The sequence below is a fragment of the Binatus sp. (SeqCode) genome, assembly GCF_050013435.1.
Lineage (GTDB): Bacteria > Desulfobacterota > Binatia > Binatales > Binataceae > Binatus.
This window is the reverse complement of record NZ_JBEKFG010000071.1, coordinates 1-19,092: the sequence shown is the minus strand read 5'-3', so window position 1 is coordinate 19,092 and position 19,092 is coordinate 1. Positions and strand designations below refer to the sequence as shown.

22 protein-coding genes are annotated in these 19,092 nt (G+C 63.0%); 2 read left to right on the top strand and 20 right to left on the bottom strand.

Annotation, left to right across the window (positions count from 1 at the left end; all coding sequences use genetic code 11):
- A partial coding sequence (locus ABSB13_RS13570; protein WP_428109381.1) for an alcohol dehydrogenase catalytic domain-containing protein occupies positions 1-390 on the bottom strand: 390 nt, incomplete at its 3' end.
- Between the two features lie 137 nt (positions 391-527).
- Between ABSB13_RS13570 and ABSB13_RS13565 the strand changes: the two genes are divergently transcribed.
- Complete coding sequence (locus ABSB13_RS13565) at positions 528-983, top strand: universal stress protein (RefSeq protein ID WP_428109379.1); 456 nt, start codon at positions 528-530, stop codon at positions 981-983.
- Positions 984-1,320: 337 nt separating this feature from the next.
- On the opposite strand, the gene ABSB13_RS13560 is transcribed toward ABSB13_RS13565, so the two are convergent.
- The 11 genes from ABSB13_RS13560 to ABSB13_RS13510 all read right to left on the bottom strand — a co-directional run bounded on the left by ABSB13_RS13560 (position 1,321) and on the right by ABSB13_RS13510 (position 10,906).
- On the bottom strand, positions 1,321-1,602 hold the full coding sequence (locus ABSB13_RS13560; RefSeq protein WP_428109376.1) for an HNH endonuclease signature motif containing protein: 282 nt from the start codon (positions 1,600-1,602) through the stop codon (positions 1,321-1,323).
- A 393-nt stretch (positions 1,603-1,995) separates the two neighbouring features.
- Positions 1,996-2,265 carry a MoaD/ThiS family protein gene (locus ABSB13_RS13555; protein ID WP_428109374.1) on the bottom strand — a complete coding sequence of 90 codons (270 nt, stop codon included), beginning with the start codon at positions 2,263-2,265 and terminating at the stop codon, positions 1,996-1,998.
- Positions 2,266-2,319: 54 nt separating this feature from the next.
- Positions 2,320-4,608, bottom strand: a complete 2,289-nt coding sequence (locus tag ABSB13_RS13550) for a xanthine dehydrogenase family protein molybdopterin-binding subunit (RefSeq protein WP_428109371.1) — start codon at positions 4,606-4,608, stop codon at positions 2,320-2,322.
- A 57-nt stretch (positions 4,609-4,665) separates the two neighbouring features.
- Positions 4,666-5,169, bottom strand: a complete 504-nt coding sequence (locus tag ABSB13_RS13545) for a (2Fe-2S)-binding protein (protein WP_428109369.1) — start codon at positions 5,167-5,169, stop codon at positions 4,666-4,668.
- Between the two features lie 36 nt (positions 5,170-5,205).
- Positions 5,206-6,075: an FAD binding domain-containing protein gene (locus ABSB13_RS13540; RefSeq protein WP_428109367.1), complete on the bottom strand. Its 870-nt coding sequence runs from the start codon at positions 6,073-6,075 to the stop codon at positions 5,206-5,208.
- A 97-nt stretch (positions 6,076-6,172) separates the two neighbouring features.
- A complete protein-coding gene (locus ABSB13_RS13535; protein ID WP_428109364.1) occupies positions 6,173-6,481 on the bottom strand; it encodes a HigA family addiction module antitoxin in 309 nt (102 codons plus the stop codon).
- A 32-nt stretch (positions 6,482-6,513) separates the two neighbouring features.
- Positions 6,514-6,792: a type II toxin-antitoxin system RelE/ParE family toxin gene (locus ABSB13_RS13530; RefSeq protein WP_428109385.1), complete on the bottom strand. Its 279-nt coding sequence runs from the start codon at positions 6,790-6,792 to the stop codon at positions 6,514-6,516.
- 147 nt (positions 6,793-6,939) lie between these two features.
- Complete coding sequence (locus tag ABSB13_RS13525) at positions 6,940-8,034, bottom strand: phosphotransferase family protein (RefSeq protein WP_428109362.1); 1,095 nt, start codon at positions 8,032-8,034, stop codon at positions 6,940-6,942.
- 24 nt (positions 8,035-8,058) lie between these two features.
- The gene (locus ABSB13_RS13520) at positions 8,059-9,246 is read right to left on the bottom strand and encodes an acyl-CoA dehydrogenase family protein (RefSeq protein WP_428109359.1); all 1,188 of its coding nucleotides are present in this window, start codon (positions 9,244-9,246) and stop codon (positions 8,059-8,061) included.
- Between the two features lie 106 nt (positions 9,247-9,352).
- Positions 9,353-10,132: a class I SAM-dependent methyltransferase gene (locus ABSB13_RS13515; RefSeq protein WP_428109357.1), complete on the bottom strand. Its 780-nt coding sequence runs from the start codon at positions 10,130-10,132 to the stop codon at positions 9,353-9,355.
- A gap of 12 nt (positions 10,133-10,144) precedes the next feature.
- Positions 10,145-10,906, bottom strand: coding sequence for a class I SAM-dependent methyltransferase (locus ABSB13_RS13510; protein ID WP_428109354.1), 762 nt, complete (start codon positions 10,904-10,906; stop codon positions 10,145-10,147).
- A 158-nt stretch (positions 10,907-11,064) separates the two neighbouring features.
- Here ABSB13_RS13510 and ABSB13_RS13505 point away from each other — a divergent pair, with 158 nt between their 5' ends.
- Entirely contained in the window at positions 11,065-11,781 is a 717-nt protein-coding gene (locus ABSB13_RS13505; protein WP_428109352.1) for a VOC family protein, read from the top strand.
- An 84-nt stretch (positions 11,782-11,865) separates the two neighbouring features.
- Here the strand turns inward: ABSB13_RS13505 and ABSB13_RS13500 are convergent, their stop codons facing one another.
- The 8 genes from ABSB13_RS13500 to ABSB13_RS13465 all read right to left on the bottom strand — a co-directional run.
- Positions 11,866-13,080 (bottom strand): DEAD/DEAH box helicase, encoded by a 1,215-nt coding sequence (locus ABSB13_RS13500; RefSeq protein WP_428109350.1) that lies wholly within the window; start codon positions 13,078-13,080, stop codon positions 11,866-11,868.
- Between the two features lie 190 nt (positions 13,081-13,270).
- Positions 13,271-14,035 carry a crotonase/enoyl-CoA hydratase family protein gene (locus tag ABSB13_RS13495; protein WP_428109347.1) on the bottom strand — a complete coding sequence of 255 codons (765 nt, stop codon included), beginning with the start codon at positions 14,033-14,035 and terminating at the stop codon, positions 13,271-13,273.
- A 42-nt stretch (positions 14,036-14,077) separates the two neighbouring features.
- A complete protein-coding gene (locus ABSB13_RS13490) occupies positions 14,078-14,668 on the bottom strand; it encodes a GNAT family N-acetyltransferase (protein ID WP_428109345.1) in 591 nt (196 codons plus the stop codon).
- Positions 14,669-14,674: 6 nt separating this feature from the next.
- Positions 14,675-15,313, bottom strand: coding sequence for a peptide-methionine (R)-S-oxide reductase MsrB (gene msrB / locus ABSB13_RS13485; RefSeq protein ID WP_428109343.1), 639 nt, complete (start codon positions 15,311-15,313; stop codon positions 14,675-14,677).
- 80 nt (positions 15,314-15,393) lie between these two features.
- A complete protein-coding gene (locus ABSB13_RS13480; RefSeq protein ID WP_428109340.1) occupies positions 15,394-16,464 on the bottom strand; it encodes a sulfate/molybdate ABC transporter ATP-binding protein in 1,071 nt (356 codons plus the stop codon).
- The gene (gene cysW / locus ABSB13_RS13475; RefSeq protein ID WP_428109383.1) at positions 16,461-17,345 is read right to left on the bottom strand and encodes a sulfate ABC transporter permease subunit CysW; all 885 of its coding nucleotides are present in this window, start codon (positions 17,343-17,345) and stop codon (positions 16,461-16,463) included. Before cysW ends, ABSB13_RS13480 begins: the two co-directional genes overlap by 4 nt.
- 8 nt (positions 17,346-17,353) lie before the next feature.
- Positions 17,354-18,187 (bottom strand): sulfate ABC transporter permease subunit CysT, encoded by an 834-nt coding sequence (cysT, locus tag ABSB13_RS13470; protein WP_428109338.1) that lies wholly within the window; start codon positions 18,185-18,187, stop codon positions 17,354-17,356.
- A gap of 25 nt (positions 18,188-18,212) precedes the next feature.
- Positions 18,213-19,092 (bottom strand): sulfate ABC transporter substrate-binding protein (locus ABSB13_RS13465; RefSeq protein WP_428109335.1); only part of this gene is annotated, 880 nt, incomplete at its 5' end.

Sequence of the window (19,092 nt, the reverse complement as noted above, 5' to 3'; positions counted from 1 at the left end):
CTCGGATTGCGCGCCCCCCAGCCATCCGAGCTTGCCCGCGGAATTGGCTCCGTAGCCGAAGATGGCGGATCCGCTTTCCGCGCATTGCGACGATTGCCCGCGCCGGCAGAAGTAGCATCGCCCGCAGGCAACCACGCCCGACACGACGACCCGATCCCCCTTTTTGAGCCGAACGACGCCGGCCCCCACTTCCTCGATCACGCCGACGCCCTCATGACCCAGCACGAAGCCGGGCACGATGGGCAAAGCGCCTTCATAGAAGTGCAGGTCGGAGCCGCAAATTCCCGCGCGCGTGATTCGCACCATCGCGTCGGTGGGGGTCTTGAGCGCGGGGTCATCGACCTGCTCGACGCGCACGTCGTGGGGTCCGTGGAAAACAGTTCCCTTCATGAGCAATCCTTTCTTTGCTGGTGGCAGCGACGGAGGCAGCGGTCTGCCGAGATAATGGCACAGATCGGGGCGGGTTTGCAGAGGCGGCGAAGGCCGTGGTAATTCCAGAGTCTGTCTATCATCCTCGGGAGGCTCTCATGATTCAGAATATCAAAAAAATTCTCACCCCAATCGACTTTTCGACACACTCGATGGAAGCGATGCGCGGCGCGATGGAACTGGCGAAGGATCTCGGCGCCGAGGAAATTCACCTGGTGCACGTGATCGCGCCGCAGCAAAGGCTGATCCCGTCCACGATCGAGCAGAACCGCGAGCTGGCGCGGGAAGGCGCGATGCTCGAACAGGCGGAGGAGGAACTCGCGCGCATCAAGAAGGACGAGCTCGGCAATTCAAAGAAGGTCATCACGTGCGCCGTGGTCGGGCCTCCGGTTGAGAAGCTCGTCAACTACGCCAAAGAGCAGTTGATCGACCTGATCGTGGTTGCTACGCACGGACGGACCGGCGGCGAGCATATTCTGATCGGCAGCGTCAGCGAGAAGCTGGTGCGCAACTCGCCGTGCTCGGTGCTGGTCTTCCGGCCACGCGTGCGGTAGGGCAGGGCTGAGCCCTGCACCCAATGTTAAGGCCGCGCTCCGTTGTCGCGCGCGGCCGGGGGTGAGCCCCTGCACCCGCAGTGAGAAGACGCGAAAATCTGCGCAGCGCATCTTTTCACGACTACACGATAGAAGAGGTGCCGGCGTGCAGGCTTCTAATACTCGCCGTGCCAACGGCCGGGGGTGAGCCCTGGCCGTGGCGACGGCAGCGCAGTATTAAACCGTTGGCGAGGGGCCGCGCGCGGCAGGGGTGACCCCTGCACCCAATGTTAAGGCCGCGCTCCGTTGTCGCGCGCGGGCTCTGCTACGGGCACGCTGCAATTCAGGGCGAGATGGATTAGGGATGGGGGGCGATTCGGTTTCGGGTGCGGTTGTTCCGCCACTGGACGGGTTGAAGATTCGAAAGCTCGTTGGTCCCGCCTTCTTCGACGGGCTTAATGTAACCAATCTCCCAGCCAAAATGTGACAGGGTATTGCCGTGCGCGTTGTACTGCATCCAAGCACCGAATACATCGCGACGGTAGAAAATCGGGTTATACCCTAAGGCGCATTCACCCTTGGCCCATACACTCAACCTCAACTGCTCGCAGGCTGACGCAAACAAGTATTTGTCGGTCATGAGCGCCCCATTTCTAGTAGCTACGAGAGTTATATAGGCGTTACAAATGTGTGGCAAGAAAAGCGAAATGTCGAAGGTCGGAGAGGTATTAGCATTGCTAATCAAAACGGGGGCGTTTGATCGTGACGATCAAACGGGGAATCCTGCGACCAGCAAGGGCGCAGCGCTTGGGAAGGAAATTTAATCCGCGATGCAGTCGGGGAATTATTCTGAGCAATAAATTAGGGCCAGGCAGATTGCTCCGCCCGGCCCGCAGCCAACCGGGAAAAGGGGGGCAAACCCCGGCTAGCAAACGTATTGTACTTAAGTGCGGGTGTGTTGCAAGAACGCTACGGAACCCTCCGGACCGGCCATCCACAGAGAAAAGCGGCCTTCGCCTGCGCTTTTTGGCGCTCAGACTTCGCCGCCGCCGAGCGCGGGAATGAAATGAACTTCGCTGTTCTCGGCAACGGTATCGAGTACGCCGCCGGTGGCTATTTCACCGTCGATTGATACCGCGATCGACGGCCGGATGTCTCCGTCCTCGAGTAACTGCTTGTCAATTCCTGGGAACCGCTCGCCAAGCTGCCGAATCAGCTCGCGGATCGATCTTCCCGGCAGCTCGACTCGCTCGACGCCGCCGGTGAATTTGCGCAGCAGTGCGGGAATCACGACGGTTGGCATTGCAAAAAAATAAGGGGCGGGCGGCTTCGCCCGCCACCTTTCAATCACTCGTGATCAATCCGCCGCTGCGGAATGTTGCGCGGCGGCGCGATGCTTCAAGATCGCCTTGAGCAACCTCGGCGGCGACATCGGCGCCTGGGTCATCCTGACGCCCACCGCGCGGTAGATCGCATTGGCGACCGCTGCCACCGGCGGCACGATCGACACCTCGCCTACGCCGCGCACGCCCAGCGGATGGCCGGGGTTTGCTTCCTCGACGATGACCGTTTCGATCATCGGCAAGTCGAGGCAGGTCGGAATCCGGTAGTCGAGGAAGCCGGAGTTACGCAGCGTGCCCTTGTCGTCGTAGAAGTATTCCTCATTGAGCGCCCAGCCGATTCCCTGCGCGGTTCCGCCCTGCATTTGTCCTTCGACGTAGCTCGGATGAATCGCCTTGCCGGCGTCTTGCGCGATGGTGCATCGCAGCACTTGCACCTTGCCGGTATCGGGATCGACCTCGACGTCAACGACGGTGGTGGCAAATCCAGGGCCCACGCCGCGCGCATTGACGCTGGCGCGGCCGGTGATCGGACCGCCGGTGCGGGGGAAGCGTGGTGCGAGCTGCTTGATCGACATCGGGGGCACGCCGTTGCCTTTGGCGTGGAGCATGCCGTCGCGGAATTCGACTTCGTCGGGCTTCTTCTCCCAGACCTTGGCGGCGCGCTCGATCAACTGGCGCACGGCGTCCCTGGCCGCCTCGTACACCGCCATCCCGGTTGCGAAAGTAACGCGGCTACCGGCGGTCACGTCGGTATGCCCGATCGAATCGGTGTCGGCGGTGATCGGCCGCACGTCGGTCATCGGCATTCCGAGCACTTCCGCAGTGATCATCGCCATCGACGCGCGCGAGCCGCCGATATCCGGCGAGCCGGTGACGACGCTGGCGGTTCCGTCGGTGTGGATATTGACCGTTGCCGACGACTGCATCCCGGCGTTGAACCAGAACCCCGACGCGACGCCGCGTCCGCGGAACTTGCCGGTCAGTTTCGACTTGTAATGCGGGCTGTTCTTGATCGCTTCGCAGGTCTGGATAAATCCGATGCGCTTGAAGGGAGGACCCATGATCTGCGGGGAGCCTTCTTTGACCCCGTTGTTGATCCGGAAGTCGATCGGATCGATTCCGCATTTCTCGGCCAGTTCATCGATCACGGTCTCGGACGCGAACGCGGCCTGGGTTGTGCCCGGCGCGCGATAGGCGTTGGTCTTGGGCCGATTGACCACCACGTCGTACGCGTCGATTTGAAAATTCTCGACGAGGTAGGGAGCGATGATACACAGCGCGCCGGCTGCCACCGGCGAGCCCGGGAACGCGCCCGCCTCGTATGCCATCCAGATTTCGGCGGCGACGAGCTTGCCGTCCCTGGTCGCGCCCATCTTCAATTTGATTTTCCCGCCCGGGGTCGGTCCGCTCGCGCGGAGCACCTCCGAGCGCGACATGACGAGCTTGACGGGGGCGCCGGTCTTCTTCGAGAGCAGCACCGAGAGCGGCTCGAGGTAGATGGTGGTCTTGCCGCCGAAGCCGCCGCCGATTTCGGCCGGCACGACTTTGATTTTGCCCACCGGCATCCCCAACACGTACGCGCTCAGCGAGCGCACGTCGAAGGCGCCCTGGGTCGAGCAGTAAATCGTTGCCTGTCCGTCGGAGTTGTAGATACCGACGGCGTTGTGAGGCTCGATGTATCCCTGGTGCACCATCGCGGTGTTGAATTCGCGCTCGATCACATAGTCGGCCGCCTTGAATCCGGCCGCGACGTCGCCGCGTTTAAACTGGAAGTGCTGCGCGACGTTGGTCGGCTTGTCGCCTTCCTCGTTGTTGCGCAGATCCTTGAGCAGAATCGGCGCGCCCGGCTTCATGGCGGCATCGACGGTCATCACGGGCGGCAGCACTTCGTATTCGACTTCGATCAGGCGCAACGCTTCATCGGCGATATGCGGGCTGGTCGCGGCGACGGCGGCGATCGCATGGCCGTCATACAGGACCTTGTCGTGCGCGAGGATGTTCATCGACAGGTACATCGGGTTGATGGTCATCTCGCCGGCCTGCTCGAGCTTGTTCTCGGCATCCGGGAGATCCTTCGAGGTGACGATAGCCTTCACGCCGGGGAGCTTGAGCGCCTTGTCAATCTTGATCGATTTGATAATCGCGTGGGCGTGCGGGCTGCGCAGCACCTTGCCGTGCAGCATCCCGGGGAATGCGTAGTCGGCGCCGAACTTGGCGCGGCCCGTCACCTTGTCGACGCCGTCGGGCCGAATCGGACGCGTGCCGATGACTTTGAAATCGCCTGTCGTAGTTGATGCCGCCATAGCTTACCTCTCGGATCGCCTGGTCGTATCGGTAGTCCTGTCAGTACTGCGATGCGCTCAGCGGGCGGCCGCTTTGGCTTCGCCCTGCGAGCGAATATCCGCAGCCGCATCGAGCACCGCCTTCACAATCTTGTCATAACCGGTGCATCGGCACAGGTTCCCGGCCAGCGCGTAGCGAACTTCGTGCTCGGTCGGTTTCGGATTGCGATCGAGCAGCGACTTCGCCGAAATCAGCAATCCGGGCGTGCAGATGCCGCACTGCAAGGCCGCGTGCTCGAGAAACTTGTTCTGCAAGACGGAAAGCACGCCGTTGGTGGCGAGTCCTTCGACGGTCACGATGTTCTTGCCTTGCGCTTCGACGCCAAGCACCAGGCACGAGCATACCGCGCGGCCGTCGACCAGCACGGTGCAAGCACCGCAATCGCCGGTCAGGCATCCTTCCTTCGAGCCGGTGAACTCGAGCACGTCGCGCAGCGCTTCGAGCAGGCTTTGGCGCGGCTCGCACAGGAACTCGACCGTTTCGCCGTTGATCGTCGCTTCTACCAGGGTCTTTTTGGACATTGTTCTATGTGCCGTTGGTGTTTGCGTCGGTGTGATTCAGTTCTTTTTCGCGCGTTCGGCGGCGATTGAGAGGACTCGTCGCGTGAGCACCGCGGCGATGTGGAGCCGAAATTCGGCCGTCCCGCGCATGTCATCGATGGGCGAGCAGGCGTCGCTCGCCGCATGGCCGGCGGCCTCGAGGGCCGCGTCGTCGAGTTTCTTACCGATGATCGCGTCGGCGGCTTTGGCTGCGAGGATCGGAGTCGCCGCAACGGCGCCCAGCGCGATCCGCGCCGCCTTCACCGTGTCGCCGTCGAGGGTAAGCGACGCTCCCACGCCGACCACCGCGATATCCATCTCGTTGCGCGGGATGAATCGAAGATACGCGTCGCTGGAATGCGGCGCGGGCGCCGGAATCAGCAGTTCGACCAGCAACTCGCCGGGCTTGAGCACGGTGCGTCCCGGCGAGACGACGAAAGCCTCGACCGGCACCTCGCGCTCGCCATTGGGGCCGACGACTCGGGCGCGCGCGCCGAGCGCTATCAGGGCGGGCGTAGTGTCCGCGGCCGGCGATCCATTGCACAGATTGCCGCCCACCGAGGCGCGGTTCTGAATCTGCAGCGAGCCGATGAGATGGGCCGCCTCGGTCAAGCCGGGGTAATGACGGCGCATCACGTCGCTCTCGCTTACCTCGATGCAAGGCACGGCCGCGCCGAGCCGCAATCCCTGCTTCGCATCGAAGAACAGAGTTTGCAGCTCTTTGATTTTCTTGACGTCAACCAGGTGCTCGGTGCGGCGGACTCCGGCGCGCAACTGGATGATGATATCGGTGCCGCCGCAGAACGGGCGGGCGTTCTCGCCGTGGGCTTTGAGGATGCTGACCGCCTGCTCGAGCGTGGTTGGGGCTTCGTAATCGATGGCGTGCAAGACTGGGAAACCTCCGGGCCGGGATAATTGTTAGCCGCCTTCTACCTTGGATAGCCTAGTTGCCGCTGGCTGAAAAGGGGAGCGCAGCCGCCGCGCGTCACGCCGCGCGCTTGCGCGGACGGACCTCGCGAGCGATTTTCGCCGCCAACTCGTCTTTGGCTTTTTCGAGTTCGTAGTCGCTCTGCAATCCCAGCCAGAATTCCGCCGACGTACCGAGATAACGAGCGAGGCGAAGCGCAGTGTCCGCCGAGATCGCGCGCTCGCCCTTTACGATTTCCGCGATCCGATTAGCGGGCACCCGCAGATCCATCGCGAGCCGATGGATGCTGATGGCGGTCGGAACGATGAAGTCCTCGTACAAGACCTCGCCCGGATGAAGCGGCGGTATCTTCTTTGCGCGAGCCATGTGTGCGTGCCTCCAGGATTTGGGTCGAAGCCTCAGTGATAGTCCACGATTTCCACGTCGTACGCGTCCTTTTGGTCCCAGATGAAGCAGACGCGGTACTGGTCGTTGATCCTTATACTGTGTTGGCCGGCTCGATTTCCCTTTAGCGCTTCCAGCCGGTTTCCAGGCAATGCCCCAAGATCTGACAATCTTGCCGCCCGATGAATCTCGCGAAGCTTCCGATGCGCGACGTTTGCGATACTCTCGAATTTCCGGACACGTTCGCGATTGAAGATCGCCCGAGTATCGCGGTCGCGAAAGCTCCGGATCACGCAATCAAGTATTCCACGTATCGCGTTGTATGTGAAGCATCCAACGGAATGGGTCACGCCGCGCGCTTGCGCGCGCGAGATCCTTCGCTTCGCTCAGGATGACACAAAAAACGGATCAGGCCATCCGTTCGCAGCCCAGCAAAACCGCTACTCCTTGAAGCCCAGGCGCGACGCGACCTGCGCGGCGGCGAATGCGAGCGCCGGCGCCATCGGACCCATCAGCGCGAAGCGCGGATCGGTGGTCTGCCCGCGCACGTAGCGCACGTAGATTTGCTCGACGACCGTCGCAGTCTTCCAATGCGCCCACGCCCAATAAAACGGGATGCCGCTCACGTCGCGGCCGGTGCGGCTCGCATAGCGATGCACCAGTTCGTCGCGGGTCATGAAGCCGCGGCGCAGCGTGTGCGCCTCGCCGTAGGAGGTCATCACCAGTTCGGGCGGGTCGCTCTTGTCGCGCCAGTAGCCAATCGCGATGCCGAGATCGACCAGCGGATCGCCGATGGTGGACATTTCCCAGTCGAATACTCCGACCACATCGCCGTGATTGAAGGCGCCGAGCATGATGTTGTGCAGGTAGAAGTCGTTGTGCACGAGCACCGGCGGCGGCGACGCGGGAATGTTGTCGAGAAACCAGGCGCCGAGCTTCTCCATCAGCGGCACTTCGCGGGTCTTCGCCTTCTCCCATCGCCCCATCCATCCGGTTACCTGGCGCTTCAGGAATCCGTCGGGCTTGCCCAGCGAGCCAAGTCCGATCGCCGCGTAATCGACGGCGTGCAAATCGGCCAGCGTATCGATGAATCCTTCCGAGATTGCGCGAAACGTCGCCGGATCGTTGCCAAGCTCCACGGGCAGCGGCTCACGATTTTTGATGACGATCCCATTGCGTCGCTCCATCACGAAAAATGGCGCGCCGACGATCGACGCGTCGTCGCTGTAGAGCATCCCGCGCGGCGCCGGCTTGAAAACTTCCCACAGCCGCGAGAGCACCTTGTACTCGCGGCCCATGTCATGGCCGCCCACGGGCAGCGGCCCGAATGGCGGCCGGCGCATCACCCATTCGCGGTCGTCGAAGCGCAGCAGGTAGGTGAGATTCGACGATCCGCCGCGAAACTGCTTGACGGTCATCGGCGCGTCAGCGCCGGGGATCTTGCCGCGCAAGTAGGCGGCGAGCTTGCCCCAGTCGAGCTGCTCCTCGTCACGGACGTCGCCGAATTCGGGGACGACTTCCATCGCTTCAGCCATGAGCGCGCACCAGAAGCAGCGGCCTCACTTGTACTTGCGCACTTCGCGCCGGGCGATGGTCATGCGATGCACTTCGTCGGGGCCGTCGGCGATTCGCAGCGAGCGGCTGTCGCGCCACATCCGCGCGATCGGGACGTCATCGCTGACGCCGGCCGCGCCGAACACCTGGATGGCGCGATCGAGGACGATCATCACCATGTTCGCGCACATCACTTTGATCATCGAGATCTCGTTGCGCGCTTCGCGCTTGCCCGCGGTGTCCATCTTCCACGCCGCATGCATCACCATCAGGCGGCATGAGTCGATCTCGATTCGCGAGTTGGCGATCCACTCCTGGATGTTGGCCTTCTCGGCGAGGAAGCTGCCGTGGGTGAAGCGGGTGTTCGCCCGCTTGCACATCAGTTCGAGCCCTCGTTCGGCGACCCCGATCATTCGCATGCAGTGGTGGATGCGTCCCGGGCCCAGCCGCGCCTGCGAGATTGCGAAGCCGCCGCCTTCCTCGCCGAGTACGTTGGTCACCGGCACGCGGCAGTCCTTGTAGATAATCTCGCAATGCCCGCCGCCGCCGGTGTGGCCCATCACCGGCACGGGGCGAATCAGGTTGAATCCGGGAGTGTCGGTCGGAACGATTATCTGGCTGGCGCGGCGATGCGGCGCCGCGTCGGGGTCCGTCACGACCATCGCGATCGCGAAGCTCGAGCCAATCGCATTGGAAGTGAACCACTTGTGGCCGTTGATCACGTAGTAGTCGCCGTCGCGAACGGCGCGGGTCTTTAGCTGGGTGGGATCGGAGCCGGCAGTATCAGGCTCGGTCATCGAGAAGCAGGTGCGCATCTCGCCGTCGAGACACGGCTGGAGCCATTTCTTTTTCTGGTCGGGAGTGCCGAACTCGGACAGGATTTCCATGTTGCCGGTGTCGGGCGCCATGCAGTTGAACGCGCGCGCGCCAATCGGGCTGCGGCCCATCAGCTCGCACAGGGGCGCATACTCGTGGTTGTTGAGACCGGCGCCGTCTTTGCCGGGCAGAAAGAGATTCCAAAGGCCCTCGGCCTTGGCTTTTTTGCGGACGTCTTTGAGGCATTGGGGCTCGGTATGCCCGCTCTCGCCTATCTCGCGCTGAACATCCTTTTCGATGGGGAAGACGTACTGGTCCATGAAGTCGGAAACGCGCTTGCGCAATTGTTCGGTTTTGGGGGTCAGTGAAAAGTCCATTTCGATCCTCGCGAGGCTGGTGATTTGTATCGCAACAGGTAACCCAGATCGCCAACAAATGAAAGCGAGCGCGAAGCGGGCCGACGGCCCGGGACGACGCGCGCCGTCACGCGCCGGGTTTGCGCATCACGTAAAAGACGTATCCGTAGGAGTCGGAATGCGCGCGGAAGAGATCGTACTCGCGCTGCACCTCGTCGAGGGTTGCGAGGACCTCGCGATCGCCGGCGTATTTTTCTCTCAGCCTGGCAACTCGCGTCTCGCCCGGCCCGTAGTAGTTGTGCCAGTCCTGCACCGGGAGCACGAACCCGTCGGGGTCCACGTATCCCGCGTCCGCAACAATCCGGCAATTGCGCTCGATCGACCCCATGCCGGGATAGTTTCGCGCCCAGAATGCGACGGCTTCGGCGGGCGGATCGGGCACCAACCACGTCACTTCGGAGACCGCTATCCATCCGCCGGGCTTCAGGAACCGCCGCCACGCGCCAAGGCCGGCGGCAAATCCCGCGATAAAGATGGCGCCCTCCGACCAGATCAGGTCGAACGACGCGTCGGCGAAATTCATATCGAGCATCGAAGTGTTGACCGTCGTCACCTGCGGCAGAACTCCGGCCGCGCCGGCGCGTTGCGTCAGTTCATCGAGAAATCGCTGGCGGATATCGACCGCCACAATCCGGCCGCCGGTGGCGCGTGCAAGCTCGATAGTCTGCGCGCCGGGACCGCATCCAACGTCCAGAATCCGCGGACGCGGCGGCAGCCCGCGGGCAAGGCCGAGCGCGTGCAGCGTGGTCTCGGGGGATCCGGGGCCTTGTCGCGGCAGGCCCTCGGTCAACTCGCGGAACAGGCTCATCTCCCACGGGATACTGCCGCCGGACGCGCGGGAACTCAAACGCCCGGGCTGTCAGTCACGCGGCTTGTCGGCGGCAAAACGCAGCCGAACGTAGTCGGCGAACCATTTACCGTCGCCGTCGCAGAGATCCGGCCGGAGTGTTTCGCGAACCTCGTCGATGAAACCGGCGCGATCATCATCCGCCAGCGGCGCCATGAAAACTTGCGCAAACGTATCCAGCCATCCGTTGATTGCAGTCGGCAGCGGCGTGGGACGGGGGATTAGCGCGATATACCTGACGGCAAACCCGCGGCGCGCGAGCCGGGCGGAATAATCTTCGACGGTCGGGAAGTACCACGGGTTGAGCGCGCCACCGTCGATGCCGCGGCGTCGAAGCGCTTCGATCAGCGCACGCTCGATCGTCGCGACGCATCCGTGGCCGCCGAACTCAGCGACGAAGCGGCCGCCGGGCTTCAACGCGCGCCATACGCCGGCGATCACGTCGTCGGCGGGCTTCATCCAGTGGATCGCGGCATTGCTGAAGACGGCGTCGAACTCGGCATCGAAGGCAAGCCGCTCGCCCTCGGTGACGCGCGCGTCGAGGCCCAGGCGGCGGGCGGCCTCGACCTGGGGTGCGCTTGCGTCGACGCCGACGACGTCGCATCCGAGCTCGACGAGCTTTTTGGTCAGAGCGCCGTCGCCGCATCCGAGGTCGAGGATTCGCTCGCCGGCCCGCGGCGCCAGCAGTTCAACCACCGCCGCGCCGAGGTCGGAGACGAAGCGTGCGTTGCGCGCGTACCCGTCGGGGTCCCAGCTCTGGTTCGTAGTCGGCATATACTTAACTATAGTTAATAATATCCGCGATGCAACAGCTTTCAGGGGTCATCCCGAGCGGAGTCTGCGGAGCCGGGGGGCCCCGATCCCGGATTGAATGGACATCGTGCGATGCGCGAGGATATTACCGGCGCGCGGCGCATTTGCGGGAGATCGAAATGGAATTGGCAAAGCGATTCGTGGACGTGGGAATTTTCACCAACCGGCTCGACGAGATGCGCGCATTCTACGGCGAGCGAATCCGGCTGCCCTACGAGGAGATGCTCCCGGTCGGCAAAGGCGTGAGGCAATATCGTTTCGGAATGCTCGGATCGGTGCTCAAGATAAATCACCTCCGCGATCCGCTCCCGGCCCGCGTCGCGGGCGGCTACCGAAAGCTTTCGATTTCCGATCCGCGCACGCCGATGCCGCTGCCGATGCAGGACCCCGACGGCAACGAGGTCGAGCTGGCGCCCAACGGCCAGCGCGGCGTCAATCAGATCGAAATCCATATCGGCGTCACCGACGAGGCCGCCTTCGAGAATTTCTACGCCGACGCGCTACAAGCACAGAGGATTGGCGCGGGCCGCTTCAAGCTGGGCGAGACGATTATCAGCTTCAGGCACGATCCCGCGGCGGTGCGCGCCCGGAAATCACCGACGGCCGGCGCGGTGGACGTGATCGCGTCGATGCGCGCAGTGGGGATGCGTTACATCACGGTGCAGGTGCGCGACTGCGACGGAGAGCATCGACGCTTCATGTCGATGGGTGTTTGGGAAGGCGCGGCGCCGGTGACGCTGGGCGCGGTGGCGCGGATTTCGTTCATTCGCGACCCCGACGGCAACTTCATCGAGATTTCGCAGCGGGCGTCGCTGACCGGTCCGATCCCGGCTTAGCGGGCAGTACTGATTTCCACCGTGCCGATCGCGGTTGCGATCGGCGCGGTGGTGGCCGGACTTATTTCCGGGAAATTGCGGCGGTTACGCCCAGCGCGAGCGCGGGCGATTGCGCACGGATCGATTGCGCGCACCCGACGAGCGGAAGACGGTCACCGGCTTGGGCGCGTGAATTTCGATTTTCTCGAAACCCTCGACGTGCTCGCGATCGAGCGCGTTGCCGAGCGTGCGTTCCAGCCGCGCCAGGTTGACGCGTTCCTCTTGCGTGACCAAGCTGATCGCCTCGCCCGCCTTGCCCATCCTGGCGGTGCGGCCGATGCGATGGATGTAGCCCTCGGTCTCATCGGGCAGATCGAAGTTGATGACGTGCGAAACGTCGGGAATGTCCAGTCCGCGGGCGGCCACGTCGGTCGCGACCATCACGCGAAACTTTCGCGCGCGGAAGCCCGCCAACGCCGCATTGCGCTGGCTCTGCGAGCGGTCGCCGTGGATCTGCACCGCGTTGACGTGGGCGCGTTGCAGCATCTTGGCGACCCGGTCGGCGCGGCTCTTGGTGCGCGTGAAGACGATCGCGCTCTCCACTTCGGGACGCTTGAGAATCTCGAGCAGCACGGGTCCCTTGTTCTCGAGCGTGACCGGATAAATCGACTGGCGAATTTGCGACGGTGGCGCGGATTTGCCGCCGACCGTGATGCGCTCGGGCGTGGTCAGGAATTCACGCGCGATCATTTCGGGTCCGGACGCCATCGTCGCCGAGAACATCATGGTCTGGCGATTCTTCGGCACCATCCGCATGATCCGGCGCAGTTGCGGCAGAAAGCCCATGTCGAGCAGCCGGTCGGCTTCGTCGATGATCACGACTTCAATTTTGTCGAGCTTGACGATGCCGCGCTCGATAAAGTCGATGAGTCGTCCGGGACACGCGACGAGCACTTGCGCGCCCTTGCGAATCTCGTCGATTTGGCGCCGTTCGGCTTCGCCGCCGACCACGGTTGCGCAGCGGATGCGGGTATGGCGTGCGATCAGATCGAACTCGCGCGCGCACTGCGCAGCAAGCTCGCGCGTCGGCATGATCACCAGCGCGGCGAGATGCCGGGTGTTCTTGCGATGCAGCCGATCGATAGTCGGGATCAGAAAGGCCGCGGTTTTGCCGCTGCCGGTTTCAGCCGTGGCCACCACGTCGCGCCCGCTGAGCGCAACCGGGATAGCTCCGGCCTGGACCGGGGTCGGTGTGTGATGACCGCGGTCTTTGATTGAACGATGGATCTCGGGTGATACGGGAAATTCAGAAAACGACAAAAAGTATCCTATGGTTCAGAGCCCCGGATTCCAGTTCGAAAAAAGTACCGAACGTGTGGGCCTGATGGGTTGAGAGGGTGGCGTCACGGAATCCGACGCGCGCATAAAGTCACGATTGACTTGGGTGTAACGTACAGGAAGCATCGCACCGGCGCAATGCCCCCCCGGAAGCGGTTAAATCGAGGCTGCGTCAGAATTTGCCGTGCCTGCCGACTCCCGACGCGAAGCGCTCGGCACCGGCGCGCGTCTCGCCTGAGCGGATCGTTTCGATCCCGTGACGGTACTCGTTCTTGAGCGCATCGTCGAGCGCCAGCGTCCAGCCCTCGTACGCAGACATCCGGTCCGAACGCATGCATCGTTGCGGGAAGCCCGCTATCTGTTTGCCCAGTTCCCGCGCCTGCGCCAGGGCAGTACCCGGCTCGACGACGCGATTCGCCAGGCCCATCGCGAACGCCTCTTCGCCGGAGACACCGCGGCCAGTGAGGATCATGTCCATCGCACGGGACATCCCGATGAGGCGCGGCAGCCGGATCGTGCCGCCATCGACCAGCGGCACACCGAAGCGCCGGCAATACACGCCGAAGATCGCGTCACGAGCGGCCACGCGCAGGTCGCACCACAGCGCGAGTTCGATTCCGCCCGCGACTGCGAATCCCTCGACCGCCGCAATCACCGGCTTGCTGAGGAGCATCCGCGTGCATCCGAGCGGTCCGTCGCCGTTCTCGGTCACGCGATTGCCGCGATCGGTGGCGACCGCTTTCAGATCTGCGCCCGCGCAAAACGTGCCGCCCGCGCCGGTCAGGATCGCAACCGAGAGCGCGTCGTCGGCGTCGAAGCGGCGCATCGCGCCGGCCAGCGCCGCGGCGGTGGGCTGATCGACGGCGTTGCGCGCCTCGGGACGGTTGATAGTTACGATTGCGATTTCGCCCTCGATTGCGAACTCGACCAGACTCATCGAATGACCTCCCCGGCTGAAGTGCGATTGCCCAAAAGAAACTTACCTTTTCAACATTTTGCTGGTCGAAGAGTAGAGGTGTACGACGCCCGAATCCAAAGAGCGACGGCTCTCGAAGCCGCTGTGCGCGAATACCTCCAGCATCTGGCGGTTGTCGCCGAGCACGTCGGCTTCAAATTCCGTGATCCCGTTTGCGTCGGCGATCAGGCTCAGATGTTCGAGCAGCGCAGTGCCGATGCCGCGGCCCTGGAACTCGTCGAGAATTGCGAACGCGACCTCTGCGCGATGCGGATCGGAGCCGCAAATGTAACGGCCGACGCCGATGAAGCGTTCGCGCCCATTGTCGGTTACGGTCGCGGCCAGACCGACGTGACTCCTGAAGTCGAGTTCGGTCAGACGCTTCAGATCGTGCGTCGACAGATCGCGCTTGGCCCCCATGAAACGAAAGTAGACGGACTGTTCGCTCAGCCGCATGAAATGCTCGTGCAGGCGTTCCTGATCGTCGGGGCGAATCGCACGGATCCGGATCGCGGCGCCGTCGAGCATTTTGGCATCGACGCAATATTTCTGCGCGTCGCTGAACATGTCGCGATCTCCTGATGCCGGCTCGCGCAACTCTTGCGCGCGGGCCATCGCGACTCACGGCTTATTCGGTTCGTCGGACTTGATGAACTTGAGCGACGCGGAATTCATGCAGTAGCGCAACCCGGTCGGCCGCGGACCGTCGTCGAACACGTGGCCGAGATGCGCGTCGCATTTCGCGCACAGCACCTCGGTCCGCTTGGTGAAAAGCGAGCTATCGGTCTCCGTCTTGACGTTCTCCGGCGCGATCGGCTGATAGAAGCTCGGCCATCCCGTGCCGGATTCGAACTTGGTGTCCGAGCTGAACAGCGCGTTGCCGCAGCAGATGCATCGATACAGACCCTTGTCGTGATTCTCGGCGTACAGGTTTTGGAACGGGCGCTCGGTGCCCTTTTTGCGCGTGACCTCGTACTGCTCCGGGGTCAGCTCCTTGCGCCATTCCTCGTCCGTTTTGACGACTTTATCTTCCATCACGAGTCCCTTCCTTTGACCGGAATCGGTGAACTCCACGATCGATACTTTGACTATGCCCGGCGCCTCCGGGTCCGGCGAATCGCCGGATGCATCGGATGCGGCGGCGGTTTCAGCGTAACCGAATGCGACGATCGCCGGTATCGCGGCGATCACGGCGATGAATACTCGCCGCCCGATCAGACGCTCGTTGTGACTATTCGAATGAGTACTGCTCTGAGCCAACTTTCGACCGCTGTGTTGATCATTGCATATTAGACGACGGCGTCGAAGGCCGCGCGCTTCCCCACAACCAGCCCTGGAATCTAGATCGAATAGACGAACAGCTTCTGTTCCTTGGGTCTGAGAAAAACGTTCGCGCCCGGCTCCAGATGCAGCGCCTGGTAGCGTTCGTGATCGATCTCAACCTGCACCATGTCGCCCCACTCGGCGACCAGCTCGATCTTGACCTGCGGACCGGCCGGATTGATCGACTTCACGGTCGCCGGGAAGGTCTGCTTGCCGTTGGGCTTCAGCACGATTTCCAGCAGATGCGGCCGCACGTAGAGCACCGCCTTGCCGGTCTCGGGATGCGCATGGGTATGGGTGTTCTCGAGTTCGACGGCGGTATCGCCGAGAAACACGCGGCCGTTCTCGATTCGGCCGTGGAACAGGTTCACGTTGCCCAGGAAGTTGTACACGAAAGCGTTGGCGGGATGGTGATAGACCTCCTCGGCCGAGCCGATCTGCTCGATGCGCCCCTGGTTCATCACGACGATCCGGTTGGCGAGTTCGAGCGCCTCTTCCTGATCGTGGGTGACGAAAACGCTGGTTATCTTGATCTCGTCGTGCAGGCGGCGCAGCCATCGGCGCAGTTCCTGCCGCACCTTGGCGTCGAGCGCGCCGAACGGCTCGTCGAGCAGCAGCACTTTTGGCTCAACGGCCAGCGTGCGCGCCAGTGCGACGCGCTGGCGCTGCCCGCCGGAGAGCTGCGAGGGGTAGCGATCGGAGAGAAAGTCGAGCTGCACGAGCTTCAGCAACTCATGCACGCGGCGCGCGATCACGGCCTCGGCGGGGCGCGCGCGGCGCGGGATCACGCGCAGCCCGAAGGCGACGTTTTCGAACACCGTCATGTGGCGAAACAGCGCGTAGTGCTGAAATACGAAACCGACCTTGCGCTCGCGAACGCTGACGTCGCTGGCGTCCTCGCCGTGAAACAGCACCTCGCCGGTGTCCGGCGTTTCCAGCCCCGCGATTATCCGCAGCAGCGTGGTCTTGCCCGAGCCCGACAGCCCCAGCAGGGCGACCAGCTCGCCGGTTTCGATATGCAGGTTGATATTGTCAACCGCCACGAAATCGCCGAACCGCTTGCTGATATTTCTGAGCTCGATACTCATGCCGCAACTTTGACCGCCAGGTCGTCGGGTGCCTGCTTCACCGGAACCACTCGGCGCTCCAGAAAACGCTTGGCAATGAGCGTCGCGATCGCGAGCATGGTAAGCAGCGACGAGACCGCAAACGCGGCCGCGAACTGGAAATCATTGTACAGAATCTCGACGTACAGCGGCATCGTGTTGGTGTGCCCCTGGATATGCCCCGAAACCACCGAAACCGCGCCGAACTCGCCCATCGCGCGCGCGTTGCACAACACCAAGCCGTACAGCAGCCCCCACTTGATGTTGGGGATCGTCACCCGAAAAAACATTTGCCATCCACCGGCGCCCAGCACGATCGCGGCTTCTTCCTCCTCGCTGCCGACCGCCTGCATGATCGGGATGAGTTCGCGCGCGGCCAGCGGAAACGTAACGAAGAGCGTCGCGAGCACGATTCCCGGCTCCGCAAAGATCACCCTGATGCCGTGAGCGGCAAGGAACCCGCCAAGCGGCGCGCGCACCCCGAGCAGCAGCACGAACAGCATCCCCGAGATAACCGGCGAGACCGAAAACGGTATGTCGATCAGGGTCAGCAGGGTTTGCTTGCCGGGAAAATCGAAGCGCGCGATCGCCCACGATGCGGCGATACCGAAAGTAACGTTGAGCGGCACCGCGATCGCGGCGGTCATCAGCGTCAGCCGAATTGCGGCGCGCGCCTCGGGATCGGCGATCGCGGCAAAGTAAGCGCCGAGGCCCTTGCGCAGCGCCTCGGCGAAGACCGCGATTACCGGGAGGAAAATAAACAGCGCGACAAACACCATCGCGATCGTGATCAGCGCGATTCTGACCATCGGCGGATCCGCCGTCCCGGGTCTTTTCGGTTCGAGATACGGTTGGCTGGCCATCTGTACCGTCAGGCCGTCAGGCGGCGGCTGCTCCACCTTTGCAGCACGTTAATCCCGAGCAGAATCGCGAACGACACTGTCAGCATCACCACCGCGATCGCCGTCGCGCCGGCGTAATCGAATTGCTCGAGCTTGCTCATGATCAACAACGGCACGACTTCGGTACGCATCGGCATGTTGCCTGAAATGAATACGACCGAGCCGTATTCGCCGAGCGCGCGCGCAAACGCGAGTGCGAACCCGGTCAGCAGCGCGGGGATCAGCGCGGGCGCGATCACCGATACGAACGTCTGCAAGCGGCTTGCGCCGAGCGTCGCCGCGGCCTCCTCGTATTCCTGGTCGAGATCCTCGAGCACCGGCTGGATAGTGCGAACCACGAACGGCAGCCCGACGAAAGTAAGCGCGACCGCCACTCCGAGCGGAGTGTACGCGACTTTTATTCCCAGCGGCGCGAGGTACCGCCCAATCCATCCGTTGCTCGCGTAAATCGCGGTGAGCGTAATTCCCGCGACCGAAGTCGGCAGCGCGAACGGCAGATCGACCATCACGTCAACCAGGCTTTTGCCGGGAAATTCGTAACGAACCAGGCTCCACGCCACGATGAAGCCGAACACCGAGTTGACCAACGCGCCTGCAATCGACGCGCTGAAGCTCAGCCGGTAGGCCGCGAGAGTGCGCGGACTTGCGACCGCGGCCCAGAACTGGGGCCAGGTCAGGGTGAAAGTCTTGAAGAAGATCGTCGAGATCGGAATCAGCACGACGATTCCGAGGTAGGCGAGCGTGAAGCCCAGGGTCAGGCCGAATCCCGGCAGCACGTTGCTGCGTTTCGTGTTCGATGCCATCGCGCGACGCTTTGCCCCGGCTCCCCTAACTTCCCGGCTGATAGATCTTGTCGAATACGCCGCCGTCGCCGAAAAACCTGGGTTGCGCTTTTTTCCATCCGCCAAAATCCGAATCGATCGTGAGCAGGCTCATGCCTGGAAATTGGCTCGCATACTTCGCGGCGACGGACTTGTCGCGCGGACGGAAAAAATTCTGCGCGATTATTTCCTGGGCCGCGGGCGTGTACAGAAATTCCAGGTACGCCTTCGAGACCGCCGCCGTGCCGCGGCGGGCGTCCACCTTGTCCACCCACGCAACCGGAGGTTCGGCCAGGATGCTTACCGACGGATAGACGATCTCGAACTTGTCGGCGCCAAATTGCTTGATCGCCATCCGCGCCTCGTTTTCCCACGCGATCAGCACGTCGCCGATTTCGCGCTCGACGAACGTAGTCGTCGAGCCGCGCGCGCCGGAATCGAGCACGGGCACGTTTTTGTAGAGCAGCCCGACGAACGCCGCCGCCTTCGCCTCGTCGCCGCCGTTGCGTTTGAACGCGTAGCCCCACGCGGCCAGAAAATTCCATCGCGCGCCGCCCGAGGTCTTCGGATTCGCCGTGATTACCGCGATGCCCGGTTTCACCAGGTCATCCCAGTCGTGGATCTTTTTCGGATTTCCCTTGCGCACCAGCAGCACGATGGTTGACGTGTAGGGACAGCTGTTGTCGGGCAGGCGCGATTGCCAGTTCGACGGGAGCAAGTCCGCCTTCTCGACGATCGCATCGATGTCGCCGGCCAGGCCCAGCGTCACCACGTCGGCCTCCAGGCCGTCGATTACCGCGCGCGCCTGCTTGCCCGAGCCGCCGTGCGACTGGTTGACGGTGACGTCGTCGCCGGTCTTCGCTTTCCAATCCTTCGCGAACTGCGCG